The organism is Rhodococcus sp. 05-2254-5 (assembly GCF_002258575.1).
GTDB classification, from domain to species: Bacteria; Actinomycetota; Actinomycetes; order Mycobacteriales; family Mycobacteriaceae; genus Rhodococcoides; species Rhodococcoides fascians.
Genome location: NZ_NOZG01000029.1, coordinates 81,455 through 94,840, shown reverse-complemented (window position 1 = coordinate 94,840; position 13,386 = coordinate 81,455). Strand labels below are relative to the sequence as shown.

General features: G+C 64.4%; 13 protein-coding genes. 9 read left to right on the top strand and 4 right to left on the bottom strand.

Annotated elements, in window-relative coordinates; all coding sequences use genetic code 11:
- Window positions 1-43: 43 nt before the first annotated feature.
- Window positions 44-1,012, top strand: a complete 969-nt coding sequence (locus CH278_RS19860) for a daunorubicin resistance protein DrrA family ABC transporter ATP-binding protein (protein ID WP_027498152.1) — start codon at window positions 44-46, stop codon at window positions 1,010-1,012.
- Complete coding sequence (locus tag CH278_RS19855) at window positions 1,009-1,803, top strand: ABC transporter permease (protein ID WP_027498151.1); 795 nt, start codon at window positions 1,009-1,011, stop codon at window positions 1,801-1,803. The genes CH278_RS19860 and CH278_RS19855 overlap by 4 nt, the downstream gene beginning before the upstream one ends.
- Window positions 1,804-1,871: 68 nt before the next feature.
- Here the strand turns inward: CH278_RS19855 and greA are convergent, their stop codons facing one another.
- Together greA and CH278_RS19845 are read right to left on the bottom strand one after the other, a co-directional pair.
- Window positions 1,872-2,366, bottom strand: coding sequence for a transcription elongation factor GreA (gene greA, locus CH278_RS19850; RefSeq protein WP_027498150.1), 495 nt, complete (start codon window positions 2,364-2,366; stop codon window positions 1,872-1,874).
- Window positions 2,367-2,589: 223 nt separating this feature from the next.
- Window positions 2,590-3,030 (bottom strand): DUF4307 domain-containing protein, encoded by a 441-nt coding sequence (locus CH278_RS19845; RefSeq protein ID WP_027498149.1) that lies wholly within the window; start codon window positions 3,028-3,030, stop codon window positions 2,590-2,592.
- 103 nt (window positions 3,031-3,133) lie between these two features.
- On the opposite strand from CH278_RS19845, the gene mca reads away from it, so the two are divergent.
- The 3 genes from mca to CH278_RS19830 are packed head-to-tail and all read left to right on the top strand — an operon-like array spanning window position 3,134 to window position 6,287.
- Complete coding sequence (gene mca / locus CH278_RS19840) at window positions 3,134-4,009, top strand: mycothiol conjugate amidase Mca (protein ID WP_027498148.1); 876 nt, start codon at window positions 3,134-3,136, stop codon at window positions 4,007-4,009.
- The gene (locus tag CH278_RS19835) at window positions 4,006-4,278 is read left to right on the top strand and encodes a hypothetical protein (protein WP_032381331.1); all 273 of its coding nucleotides are present in this window, start codon (window positions 4,006-4,008) and stop codon (window positions 4,276-4,278) included. Before mca ends, CH278_RS19835 begins: the two co-directional genes overlap by 4 nt.
- Window positions 4,278-6,287 (top strand): thioredoxin domain-containing protein, encoded by a 2,010-nt coding sequence (locus CH278_RS19830; RefSeq protein ID WP_094622686.1) that lies wholly within the window; start codon window positions 4,278-4,280, stop codon window positions 6,285-6,287. Before CH278_RS19835 ends, CH278_RS19830 begins: the two co-directional genes overlap by 1 nt.
- Before the next feature lie 36 nt (window positions 6,288-6,323).
- Here CH278_RS19830 and trhA read toward each other — a convergent pair whose 3' ends face one another.
- The gene (gene trhA / locus CH278_RS19825; protein ID WP_032369683.1) at window positions 6,324-6,989 is read right to left on the bottom strand and encodes a PAQR family membrane homeostasis protein TrhA; all 666 of its coding nucleotides are present in this window, start codon (window positions 6,987-6,989) and stop codon (window positions 6,324-6,326) included.
- A gap of 133 nt (window positions 6,990-7,122) precedes the next feature.
- Between trhA and CH278_RS19820 the strand changes: the two genes are divergently transcribed.
- The gene (locus tag CH278_RS19820) at window positions 7,123-7,905 is read left to right on the top strand and encodes an isoprenyl transferase (RefSeq protein ID WP_027498144.1); all 783 of its coding nucleotides are present in this window, start codon (window positions 7,123-7,125) and stop codon (window positions 7,903-7,905) included.
- 83 nt (window positions 7,906-7,988) lie between these two features.
- On the opposite strand, the gene coaA is transcribed toward CH278_RS19820, so the two are convergent.
- Window positions 7,989-8,921, bottom strand: a complete 933-nt coding sequence (coaA, locus tag CH278_RS19815; RefSeq protein WP_027498143.1) for a type I pantothenate kinase — start codon at window positions 8,919-8,921, stop codon at window positions 7,989-7,991.
- A 126-nt stretch (window positions 8,922-9,047) separates the two neighbouring features.
- Here coaA and CH278_RS19810 point away from each other — a divergent pair, with 126 nt between their 5' ends.
- The 3 genes from CH278_RS19810 to CH278_RS19800 all read left to right on the top strand — a co-directional run bounded on the left by CH278_RS19810 (window position 9,048) and on the right by CH278_RS19800 (window position 13,346).
- Window positions 9,048-10,244 carry a hypothetical protein gene (locus CH278_RS19810; protein WP_032365323.1) on the top strand — a complete coding sequence of 399 codons (1,197 nt, stop codon included), beginning with the start codon at window positions 9,048-9,050 and terminating at the stop codon, window positions 10,242-10,244.
- 63 nt (window positions 10,245-10,307) lie between these two features.
- The gene (glyA, locus tag CH278_RS19805) at window positions 10,308-11,591 is read left to right on the top strand and encodes a serine hydroxymethyltransferase (protein ID WP_027498141.1); all 1,284 of its coding nucleotides are present in this window, start codon (window positions 10,308-10,310) and stop codon (window positions 11,589-11,591) included.
- 429 nt (window positions 11,592-12,020) lie between these two features.
- The gene (locus tag CH278_RS19800; protein WP_027498140.1) at window positions 12,021-13,346 is read left to right on the top strand and encodes a PhoH family protein; all 1,326 of its coding nucleotides are present in this window, start codon (window positions 12,021-12,023) and stop codon (window positions 13,344-13,346) included.
- Window positions 13,347-13,386 lie beyond the last annotated feature (40 nt).

Sequence of the window (13,386 nt, the reverse complement as noted above, 5' to 3'; positions counted from 1 at the left end):
CGGAAGTCCTTATACCGACAGTGGAAGAAACGGGGAGAGGGCCATGGCGAACGCTATAGAAGTAGAGAACCTGGTACTTCGGTACGGGAAGAACGTCGCGCTCGACGGGATCGATTTCACGGTTCCCGAGGGCACGGTGCTCGGTGTGCTCGGCCCCAACGGTGCGGGCAAGACGACGGCGGTGCGGATCCTGGCCACTCTGCTGCAGGCAACGTCCGGTTCGGCGCGGGTGTTCGGGCTCGATGTGGCGAAGCAGGCCAACGAGGTTCGGGGGACGATCGGCCTGACGGGCCAGTTCGCAGCCGTGGACGAGTATCTGACCGGGTACGAGAATCTGGAGATGGTCGGCAGACTGTTCGGGCTGCGCAAGGCCGAGGCCAGGAAACGCGCCGACGAGCTGCTGAGCAGATTCGACCTCGAGTATGCACGCGACCGCACCGCCAAGCAGTACTCCGGAGGTATGCGTCGCCGACTCGACATCGCGGCCAGTCTGATCGGCAGGCCACGGGTGGTGTTCCTCGACGAACCCACCACCGGTCTCGACCCGCGCAGCCGAATCACGATGTGGGAGTTCATCGCAGATCTCGTCCGTGACGGAACGACGATCCTGTTGACGACGCAGTACCTCGAGGAGGCGGACCGGCTCGCCGATTCGATCATCGTCCTCAACAAGGGCAAGATCATCGCGCGCGGCACCGCCGACGAGCTGAAGGCCCAAACGGGAGGCGAGCGAATCGAATTCGTGCTCACGGACCGATCTCAGGCCGATCGCGCCAAAGAGATCCTGACCCCGATCGGCGTCGAGCCGCCCACCCTGGACGAACAGGTGGGACGGATCGTCATGCCGGTCAACGGTGGATCGAAGGATCTGTCCACGGCGTTGAGTCGTCTGGAAGCTGCGGGAATCGGGGTGGTCGACGTCGGTCTGCGACGGCCGAACCTCGACGATGTGTTCCTGTCTCTGACCGGTCAGACCACCGGCGAGCCCGAGGCTGCGGAGGAAGAGAAATGAGCAACGTTCTCCTGGATTCGGCGATCATCACCAAGCGAAACCTGATCAAGCTCAAGCGAGTTCCCGATCTGCTGTTCTTCGCAACGCTGTCACCGATCATGTTCGTGCTGTTGTTCGCCTATGTCTTCGGCAGTGCCATCGACGTACCCGGCATCGACTACAAGAGCTTCCTGATGGGCGGCATCTTCGTCCAGACGATGATCTTCGGTGCGTCCATCACCGGATCCTCACTGGCCGAGGATCTGCAGAAGGGCGTCATGGATCGCTTCCGGTCGCTGCCGATGGCGCGATCTGCCGTCGTCATCGGGCGGACGGCCGCCGACGTCGGCAACAACGTCGTCACCATCACGATCATGTCCATCACCGGACTCATCGTGGGCTGGCGCATCACGTCGTCGTTCTTCGACGCTCTGCTCGGTTACGTGCTGTTGCTGCTGTTCGCGTACTCGATTTCGTGGGTGATGGCTCTGGTGGGACTGATCGTGCGCTCCCCGGAGATCTTCAACAACGCGTCGTTCATCGTGATCTTCCCGCTCACGTTCATCGCGAACACCTTCGTGCCGATCGACAACTTCCCGAGCGTGCTCAAGACCATCGCGGAATGGAACCCCATCTCGTCGGTGACCCTGGCCGTGCGTGAGCAGTTCGGCAACACCAATCCGATGGCCCCACCGCCCGAGGTGTGGCCGTTGCAGAACCCGGTCCTGTACACGTTGATCTGGGTCGTGGTGATGCTCGTGGTGTTCGTGCCGCTGTCGGTCCGTAAGTACCAGAAGACGATGACTGCCTGAGATCGTCCGAAACGACGACACCCCCGGCCGCTGAGCGACCGGGGGTGTTGTTCGAGAAAAGGCTCGAATCAGGTGTGGTACGGCTCTGCGCTGACCAGCGTGACCTTCATGGTCTTGCCGTTGGGCAGGGTGTACTCGCGGGTGTCGCCGACCTTCGCGTCGATGAGCGATCCACCCAGCGGGGACGCGGGGGAGTACACCTCGAGCTTGCTGTCGCGGGCACCCTCTTCGCGGGTGGCGATCAGGAAGGTCTCGGTGTCGGACTCGTCGCCGTCGTAGTAGACCTTGACGACGGATCCGGGCAGAGCCACGCCCGACTGGGTGGGCGCCTCGCCGACCTTCGCATTGTTGAGCAGTTCCTGCAGCTGACGAATGCGTGCTTCCTGCTGGCCCTGCTCCTCGCGCGCAGCGTGGTAGCCGCCGTTCTCCTTCAGATCGCCCTCTTCGCGACGCTCGTTGATCTCGGCGGCGATGACGGGGCGATTGGAAATGAGCTGGTCGAGTTCGCTCTTGAGCCTGTCGTGTGATTCCTGGGTAAGCCAGGTCACCTGGGTCTCGGTCATCTCGATCACTCCCTCGTAGTCGGAATCTCGAGTTCGATTCCGGTTTCTAGGCGGTAGGGCACGCAACGAAGAGGGGACTCCAATGGATGGATCCCCTTGGTCGGCCCGCATCCTGGAGCCGTCGACATCGTTGACGCAGGTAACCCTGCCCGCAATGCAGCAATACACGGCACCTGTGCGGCAGCCGTGTACGACCCGAGCTTACCACGAACAGGCTCTTCGCCTATCGGGCTCGTAAATACTCGGGAACATCGAGGCTGCAGCCGTACACGTCTCCGACAGCGGGTGGGGACGACGTCGTCACGTCGGTGGTGAGCTCCACCGTGGTCGAGGAGGACTCCGGTGGGATGTACACCTCGCGCCGTCCCGTCTCGGAACCGTCGCGAGAACGAGCGCGGACGATGCACACCGCCGGCTGCTCCGGGTTCTCCCGGGTGACGCTGAATCGGATCGACATCGTGCTCTCGTCGACGATGTCGAACGAAAGCTGGCTGCCTTCGACGGGCTTGACCGAGAATTTCGTGTACGCGTAGTAGGCCACGCCGAGCCCGACCAGCAGGACCAGTGCCACCAGTGCGATCTTCGTCGCACGTTTCGGAGCTCTCCGAATGCCGCTCGGACCGGAACCCGACGGGTATCTACCTGCGGGAAGTGCGTTGGTCATGTCAGCTCTCGGAGTGAAATCGGGGGTGCCGCTGGGGGCATGTCGGCGTCAGGTGGAACTATAGGGCAGGCAAGAACAAGGCGAATCCGAGGTGAGGAAGAACGTGTCCGGACTGCGGCTCATGGCAGTGCATGCCCATCCCGACGACGAGTCCAGCAAAGGTGCTGCGACCACGGCCCGCTATGCGGCCGAAGGGCACGACGTTCTGGTCGTCACGCTCACGGGTGGCGAGCGAGGGGACATCCTCAATCCGGCGATGGACATTCCGGGCGTCCACCAACGGATCAGGGAGGTTCGACGCGAGGAGATGGCCGAGGCGGCGCGCATCCTCGGGGTACAGCAGACGTGGCTCGGATTCGAGGACTCGGGACTCCCCGAGGGCGATCCGTTGCCGCCGCTGCCCGAGGGCTGTTTCGCGCTGGTGCCGTTGGAGGTGTCCACCGAGGCGTTGGTGAAGGTGGTTCGAGACTTCAAGCCCCACGTCATCACCACCTACGACGAACGCGGCGGCTACCCGCATCCCGATCACATCCGCTGCCACGAGGTCTCGATGGCCGCGTGGGAAGCCGCGGGCGATCCCGAGCGTTTCCCCGATGCGGGTGAGCCGTGGACTCCGCTCAAGCTCTACTACTCGCACGGTTTCCTGCGTAAGCGCATGCAGCTCTTCCACGACTGGTTCATCGACCGCGGCGAGGAGAGCCCGTTCGTCGACTGGCTGAAGCGGTGGGACGGTCAGCGCGACGAGATCATGGAGCGCATCACCACGCAGGTCGACGTGGGCACCTGGTTCGAGCAGCGCGACGACGCACTGCGAGCCCATGCGACGCAGATCGATCCCAACGGAGCGTTCTTCGCGGTGCCGGTGGACGTCCAACGCAAGTTGTGGCCCACCGAGGAGTTCGAGCTCGCCCGCACCCGCGTGACCACGTCACTGCCCGAGACCGATCTGTTCGCGGGAATAGAAGAGACCGAACAATGATCGTGTCGATCCTCGCCCAGCAGCCCACGGGGCCCGAATTTGGCAAGTCGTCGCCGATCGGTCTGGTGATCCTCGTGGCGTTGCTGGTCGGAACGGCGCTGCTGATCTGGTCCATGAACAAGAAGATCAAGCGTCTGCCCGCGACGTTCGAGAAAGAAGATCCCACGCTGGATCAGGCGCTCGACGAGGGAACCGATCGTGGGGGCATCACGCCGAGCCCACAACCGGACACCAGCCGTCCGAAACCCGCTGTTCCCGACGAACCCTGATGCTCGACGCGAACACGCTGGGCGAATCCACCAGTCCGTATCTGCGTCAGCACGCCGACAATCCGGTGCACTGGCAGCAGTGGGGACCGCAGGCACTGCAGTCCGCGCGTGATCGCGACGTCCCGATCCTGTTGTCCATCGGGTACTCGGCGTGCCACTGGTGTCATGTCATGGCACACGAATCGTTCGAGGACGAGGCCACCGCGGCCTTGATGAACGAGCATTTCGTGTGCATCAAGGTCGATCGGGAAGAGCGCCCCGACCTCGATGCGGTGTACATGAACGCCACTGTCGCGATGACCGGTCAGGGCGGTTGGCCCATGACCTGTTTCCTCACACCCGAGACCGAACCTTTCTACTGCGGGACGTACTACCCACCGGCCCCGCGCCAGGGGATGCCCTCCTTCGAACAATTACTGACCGCAATCGCCGATACCTGGTCCACCCGGCGACAGGAGGTGTTCGACGCGTCCGCGGCCATCGTCACCGAACTGCGCAAACAGAGTTCCGGTATTCCGGCCGGCGGACGATCGCTGGACGCCGATTTTCTGGCCGCGTCCGTCGCGGCGGTCTGCGCCGACGAGGACACCACCTACGGCGGCTTCGGCCGGGCACCGAAGTTTCCACCGGGTGCACTGCTGGAGGGTCTGCTCCGGCACTACGAGCGCACCGGCAACGGTGAGGTACTCGACGTGGTTCGGCGTACCGCGTCGGCAATGGCGCGCGGAGGCATGTACGACCAACTCGCCGGCGGCTTCGCGCGGTATTCGGTCGACGCCGAATGGATCGTTCCGCACTTCGAGAAGATGCTCTACGACAATGCGCTGCTGCTGCGGTTCTACGCGCACGCCGCCCGGGTCGACGACGATCCGCTGGTGCGTCGGGTGGCGTCGGATACAGCAGGATTCATGCTCGGTGAATTGCGGACGGCCAACGGCTGTTTCGCGTCGGCGCTCGATGCCGACACCGAAGGAGTCGAAGGTCTGACCTACGTGTGGACGCCGGAGCAACTGGTCGACACCCTCGGTTTCGAAGACGGTGTATGGGCTGCGGGTCTGTTCGCGGTGAATTCCGCCGGCACGTTCGAGGCCGGTATGTCGGTGCTGCAACTGCCCGCCGAGCCCGAGGACTACGACCGGTTCGCCCGCATCCGGAACGCGTTGTCGGCGGCTCGAGCGTCGCGGCCGCAACCCGGTCGAGACGACAAGGTGGTCACCGCGTGGAACGCACTGGCCATCACCGCGTTGGCCGAGGCCGGAACCGGCGCGAACGAACCGATCTGGGTCGACGCGGCCGTCGAATGCGGCGAGCAATTGTTCGCCACTCACGTCGAATCGGGACGTGTCCGGCGGGCGTCCCTCGGTAGCGCAGTGGGTGAGGCCACCGGAGTGCTCGAGGACTACGCCTGCCTCGCCGTGGCCGCGGCCACGCTGTTCCAGGCCACCGGCGACGCGGTCTGGACCCGGCGGATGACGACGATCCTCGACGCTGCGATCGAGCACTTCGCCGATCCCGACGACGCCGGCAGCTGGTTCGACACGGCCGACGATGCCGAGACCCTGGTGACCCGGCCGCGGGATCCGATCGACGGTGCGACTCCGTCGGGAGCGTCGACGATGGCCGAGGCGCTGCTCACCGCGGCCGCCCTCGTCGATCACGAATCGTCCGCACGGTACGCCGAATTGGCCGCTGCTTCGCTCGCACGAGCGGCGGCCATCCTCGAACGCGCCCCGAGGTCGGGTGGTCACTGGCTGGCCGTGGCCGAGGCGTCGGTGCGCGGCCCGATTCAGATCGCCGTGTCGCTCGCACCGGGTGGTGAGTTGCTCGCCGCCGCGCGGTCGCTGGCACCCGGAGGTTCCGTGGTGGTCGCAGGCTCGGCCGACTCGTCTGCGCTGCTGACGGGCCGACCGCCCGTCGAGGGGCAGGAAACGGCGTACGTGTGTCGCGGATTCGTCTGCGACCGGCCTGTGACGTCGGTCGAGGATCTGGCGGTCGCCCTGCGGAAGTGACGTCGCCGACGCGGTGTTCCGCCTTCCGACGCGTCGTCAGAACAGGACGAGCCACACTGCCACGAGGTGGCAGATTGCCGCCAACACCGTTGCTGCGTGGAAGAATTCGTGATGGCCGAATGTCGTGGGCCACGGATTCGGCCACTTGGTGGCGTAGAGGATCGCCCCGACGCTGTAGAAGATGCCGCCGACCAACAGCAGCAGGAACGGTGCGAAGCCGACGTGCTCGATCAGGGTGGGAGCGACCGGCACGATCGCCCAGCCGAGCACGAGATACAGCGGTACCCCGACCCAGCGGGGAGCGGTGGGCCACAGCATCTTCAGAGCCACCCCGCAGATCGCTCCGATCCACACGACGATCAACAGAGTTCGTCCTGTCGCGGCAGGTAGGCCCAGTACGGCGAACGGGGTGTAGCTACCGGCGATGAACAGAAAGATCATGGAGTGGTCGGCGCGTTTCATCCAGATCTGCGACGCGGTGGTCTTCCAGTGCACGCGGTGATAGGTGGCGCTGACGCCGAACACCCCGCACACGGTGATCGAATAGATGCCCGTCGCGAGGCCTGCGCTGACCGACACCAGGCTGAACGCCATCGTGACGAGGGTGATCGCGCACACTACCGCGACGCCGAAGGCGTACAGGTGAATCCAGCCACGCATGCGTGGTTTGACGGGTATCTCGTCCAGTCCGAACATCGTCATGAAAGATGACCTCCCGTTCCGCCCTAGTGAACCTACGCAACCGTAGGTTCGGACGCTACTGTACCGGCCGCCCGCTCGAAGACGTCGGCGTAAGGTGATCCTCCGTGGTGATGAGAGCAGCGGTGACGAAGTAGTGGTGATCATTCCGCAGAAGGTGCGCGGCGTTCTCTACAACGTGTACGAGCGGCGTTTGTTGAGTCAGCTCGAGGGTGTGCAGCACCCGCGGCACGTCGCGGTGATGTGTGACGGCAACCGGCGGTGGGCACGGGAGAACGGGTTCACCGACGTCGCGCACGGCCACCGCATGGGGGCGCTCAAGATCGCCGAGATGCTCGGCTGGTGCGACGCTGCCGGAATCGAGATGGCCACCATCTATCTGCTCTCGACCGAGAACCTCCGACGGGATGCCGACGAACTCGATTCGCTGCTCGACATCATCACCGACGTCGTCGAGGAGATCTGCGGACCCGAGATGAACTGGGGTGTCAAACTCGTCGGCACTCTCGATCTGCTGCCTGCATCGACCTCACGCCGGCTCAAGGAGGCGGCTGCGCGCACTGAGGGCCGAACCGGAACGCACGTCAATGTCGCCGTCGGATACGGCGGGCGTCAGGAAATCGCCGACGCCGTGCAGTCACTGGTCACCGAGAAGATCGCCGAGGGCATCACCGGGGACGAGTTGGTGGCCTCCATCAACGTCGACGGTATCGACAGTCACCTGTACACCTCGGGCCAACCCGATCCCGATCTCGTCATCCGCACCTCGGGAGAGCAACGCCTGTCCGGTTTCCTGCTCTGGCAGAGCGCATATTCGGAGATCTGGTTCACCGAGGCCTATTGGCCGGAATTTCGCCGCGTCGACTTCCTGCGCGCACTCCGCGACTTCGCCGCACGGCACCGCCGGTTCGGTATCTGACGTGCGCGGCTGGACCGTCTGGTCATTCCGCAGGCTCCACTCCAGCTCGTAGCCTGCTACGAACTTCCACTCACGACCTGGACCTACAACTTTCGCAGGCGCAGCCGGTTGATCGCATGGTCGTTGTCCTTGCGCAGCACCATCGTTGCTCGCGGACGCGTCGGCAGAATGTTCTCCACCAGGTTCGGCAGGTTGATCGAATGCCACAGGTCCTCGGCCGCGATCTGCGCGTGATCGTCGGACAGACCTGCATAGTGATGGAAATGCGAGGACGGGTCGGTGAACGAGGTCTTGCGTAGCGCCAGGAATCGTTTGACGTACCAGCTCTCGATGTCCTCGATCCGAGCGTCGACGTAGATCGAGAAGTCGAACAGATCCGAGACCATCAGCCGAGGTCCGGTCTGGAGTACGTTGAGCCCCTCCACGATCAGGATGTCGGGCTGGCGAACCATGTGGTACTGGCCTTTGACGATGTCGTACGACACGTGCGAATAGACCGGCGCGCCCACCTCTTCGGTTCCGGACTTGACCTCGGTGACGAACCTGAGCAGCTTGCGTCGGTCGTAACTTTCGGGAAAACCTTTGCGGTGCAAGATCCCTCGGCGCATGAGCTCGGCCGTCGGATACAGGAAACCGTCCGTGGTGACGAGGTCCACGCGGGGATGGTGATCCCACCGGGCCAGGAGTGCTTGCAGCACACGGGCAGTGGTGGATTTACCGACCGCGACGCTGCCCGCTACGCCGATGACGAACGGAACCTGTCGATCGGGATGTTTCTCACCGAGGAACGTGGCCGTCGCCGCGAACAACCGCTGGCGCGCGGCCACCTGGAGATGAATCAGTCGGGCCAGCGGCAGATAGACCTCGGCCACCTCGTCCAGATCGATCTGCTCACCGAGACCGCGCAGGCCGACCAGTTCTTCCTCGGTGAGTACCAGCGGTGTGGATTGACGCAGCGTGCGCCACTGCACACGGTCGAACTCGACGTACGGACTGGACTCGCTCACGCACGCCACCTGAGCATCGGAGCTGCTGAGGATTCGGCGGTGCTCCTGTCGGGCGCGAGTCGCATGGTTCCAGATTGTGCTCGGTGCCTGTCCACCGCGCACGGGCGGGGTCGTTCGCCGTACTAGGGTTCGGATATGGATGCTGCTTCCCTGGTTCGCGAATACCTGTTGCTGGGCCTGAGTTTCGACCGCCTCGAAGACGGTTTCGTCGACGCGTACACCGGTGATCCCGAACTGCGTCGAATCACCGAGAACGCCCCGGCGCCGGAGCCGCGTGAGCTCGTCCGTCGAGCGCAGACACTGCGCGCCGAGCTCGGCAACGTCGAACTGACAGCGGAACGCCGGACATTTCTCGACGTCCACCTGCGGGCGTTGGAATGCTCCGCGCGCAAGTTCGCAGGCGAGAACATCGGCTTCGTCGACGAGGTCCACGCCTACTTCGACGTTCGAATCGCACCGGGGGATCAGGACCAGTACCTGCAGGCGCATCGCAAGATGGACGAGGTGCTCCCCGGACCCGGCTCGCTGAGCGAACGGTTGATCGCCCACCGCCGCGCCGACGTCATCCCAGCGGATCGACTGCAGGACTGCGTCGAAGCGTTCTCGTCCGCATTGCGCGACCGCGTCCGCGCCGAATACTCGTTGCCCGAGAACGAGAAGGTGACGTACGAGGTAGTCGGCGACAAGCCGTGGTCCGGCTTCAACTACTACCTCGGCAACTTCCAGTCCACCGTCGCGATCAACTCCGACATCGAACAGCAGATGGCCAACCTGCCCCACCTGATCGCGCACGAGTCCTACCCCGGCCACCACACCGAGCACTGCCGCAAGGAGACGGGGCTCGTCGGCGCAGGACAACTCGAGCAGACGTTGTTCGTGGTCAACACTCCGCAGTGCCTGATGGCCGAGGGGCTCGCCGACCACGCTCTCGGGGCGATCGTCGGCGAAGGCTGGGGCGCGTGGGCGCAAGAAATCTACGCCGACCTCGGACTGCGATTCGACGGCGACAAGGCCGAGCGACTCTCGGCGGCGTCGAGCCAGCTGCTGGGGGTTCGCCAGGATGCCGCGCTGTTGCTGCACGATCAGCACAAGAGCGAGGACGATGTGGCCGCCTACCTGGAGCGATGGTCGCTTGCCTCGCCGCAGCGCGCACGGCACAGTCTGCGCTTTCTGTCCTCGCCGCTGTGGCGGGCGTACATCAGCACCTACGTCGAGGGCTACAAGCTTCTCGCCGGCTGGTTGGACCAGGGTGAGACCGCCAGTGAGCGGGCACAGCTGTTCGGCAGACTGCTCGACGAGCCACTGACACCGGGCGCAGTACGCGTCTCGTAAACTGGCCCAGGTCCGTTGTTTATTGATGCCCCCTTACTCTGCTGTCCCTTGGAGACTCCTGTTATGACTGACGTCAACAACCTGTCACTGGCCGAGCTCGATCCCGAGGTCGCCGCGGCGATGGCAGGTGAACTGGGACGTCAGCGCGACACCCTCGAGATGATCGCCTCGGAGAACTTCGTGCCCCGCGCGGTTCTGCAGGCCCAGGGCAGCGTCCTGACCAACAAGTACGCCGAGGGCTACCCCGGACGCCGCTACTACGGCGGCTGCGAGCACGTCGACATCGTCGAGGACCTCGCCCGCAATCGCGCCAAGGAACTCTTCGGTGCAGAGTTCGCCAACGTGCAGCCGCACGCCGGTGCGCAGGCCAACGCCGCGGTACTGATGGCACTGATCAACCCGGGCGACAAGATCATGGGCCTCGACCTGGCCCACGGCGGCCACCTCACCCACGGCATGAAGCTCAACTTCTCGGGCAAGCTCTACGAGGTCGAGTCCTACGGGGTGTCGAAAGAAGATCACCGCATCGACATGGACGAGGTGCGCAAGCAGGCCATCGCCGCCAAGCCCCAGGTGCTGATCGCCGGCTGGTCGGCCTACCCGCGCCACCAGGACTTCGCTGCGTTCCGTTCCATCGCCGACGAAGTGGGCGCACTGCTCTGGGTCGACATGGCGCACTTCGCCGGACTCGTCGCCGCAGGCGTGCACCCCTCACCCGTGCCTTACGCAGACGTCGTGTCCTCGACGGTGCACAAGACCCTCGGCGGACCGCGCTCCGGCATCATCCTCGCCAAGAAGGAATGGGCCAAGAAGCTCAACTCCGCCGTGTTCCCCGGCCAGCAGGGTGGGCCGCTGATGCACGCCATCGCCGCGAAGGCCGTCGCCTTCAAGATCGCTGCGACGCCCGAGTTCAAGGAACGTCAGGAACGCACCCTCCTCGGCGCGTCGCTGCTCGCCGAGCGGCTCACCGGCGCCGACGTCGCCGACAAGGGCGTCTCCGTCCTCACCGGCGGCACCGACGTGCACCTCGTCCTCGTCGACCTCCGCAACTCCGAGCTCGACGGCCAGCAGGCAGAAGACCTCCTGCACGAGGTCGGCATCACCGTCAACCGCAATGCCGTGCCCTTCGACCCACGCCCGCCCATGGTCACCTCCGGCCTGCGCATCGGCACCGGCGCACTCGCCACCCGCGGATTCGGCGAAGCCGAGTTCACCGAGGTCGCCGACATCATCGCAACCGCCCTGGCCACCGGGCAGGCCACCGACGCCCTGAAAGAACGCGTCGTGAAACTGGCACAGAGCAAGCCGTTGTACGAGGGCCTCGAAGACTGGGGATTGCTGGGCTGACCCTGGCTTTCCTGCCCACCCCGGTCGCGTCAATGGACCATTGCAGCGTTCAGACGTCTGCAGTGGTTCATTCACGCTGGCCCCCGGTCGGATCAATGTGGCTATCAGTCGATCTGAGTGCAACAAAGCCACATTGATCCGACGGGGGAGGGCGGTCTCGGCACCGAACGTCCCGCCGACCTGGGGCGAATCGGCCGTAACGCGTTGTTCACCGACACGCCAGACTTCCAGCGAGCCGATACCGGATTTCGGCGGTACCGTCGGCAGTAACAGGCAGCGGGGAAGCTGCCTGTGCGGGAGGTTCTGATACGTGACTGAGCTAGTGAGCGCGAGAGGGCCGGTACCCGGTCCTCGTGTCACCTGACACATCGGACCCGACCGGCCGAGCGACAGAGTTTGCGCGGTGCCGCGCAAACGTAGGAGCCCCACGTGACCACTTCACGCTCCGTTTCCGCCCCTCTTCGGACATTCGTGCTCGATACCTCGGTCCTGCTGTCGGATCCGTGGGCAGTCATCCGGTTCGCCGAGCACAATGTGGTACTTCCGTTGATCGTGATCAGCGAGTTGGAGGGCAAACGCCACCATCACGAACTGGGATGGTTCGCGCGGGAATCCTTGCGCATGCTCGACGACCTTCGCGTAGAATTCGGCCGACTCGATCAGCCGGTCCCCATCGGAACGTCCGGCGGCACACTGCAAGTCGAGCTCAATCACACCGATCCGTCGGTGCTTCCCGTCGGATTCCGTACCGACTCCAACGATTCTCGAATCCTCGCCTGTGCCCTGAATTTGGCGGCTGAGGGCAAAGATGTGGTGCTGGTCAGCAAGGATATTCCGCTGCGCGTCAAGGCCGGTGCTGTCGGGCTCCCCGCCGACGAGTACCACGCTCACGACGTCGTGCCGTCCGGATGGACCGGTATGACGGAGCTCGAGGTGCCCTCCGACGCCGTGGACACCCTGTTCAACGACGGTGTCATCGACCTGGTGGAGGCGCGAGACCTGCCGTGTCACACCGGAGTTCGACTGCTTGCCGGACGGCAGAGTGCACTGGGGCGCGTCACGCCCGACAAGCAGCTTCAGCTCGTGCGCGGCGAGCGTGAGGCGTTCGGCCTGCACGGTCGTTCGGCGGAACAACGTGTGGCGCTCGATCTTCTGCTCGACGAGAGCATCGGCATCGTCTCGCTCGGCGGCAAGGCCGGCACCGGTAAGTCCGCACTGGCTCTCACTGCCGGACTCGAGGCCGTCCTCGAACGTCGCTCGCATCGGAAAGTTGTTGTCTTCCGGCCTCTTTACGCCGTCGGTGGTCAGGAACTCGGCTACCTCCCCGGCAGTGAGAGTGAGAAGATGGGCCCGTGGGGCCAGGCTGTCTTCGACACCCTCGAAGGGCTGGCCAGCCCGGAGGTCATGGAGGAGGTCATCGCCCGCGGCATGCTGGAAGTGTTGCCGCTGACGCACATTCGCGGTCGCTCGCTCCACGATTCGTTCGTGATCGTCGACGAGGCGCAGTCACTCGAGCGCAATGTGCTGCTCACGGTCCTGTCACGACTGGGGTCGGGCTCACGCGTCGTGCTCACCCACGACGTCGCGCAACGAGACAACCTGCGGGTCGGACGACACGACGGCGTCGCTGCCGTCATCGAAAAGCTCAAGGGGCACCCGCTTTTCGCGCACATCACCCTCACTCGCAGTGAGCGTTCACCGATCGCTGCACTGGTGACCGAAATGCTCGAGGAATTCGGTCCGTCAGGGGCCTGACGCCCCTCGTGAGTGGAACTTCGTAGCCTGCTACGAAGTT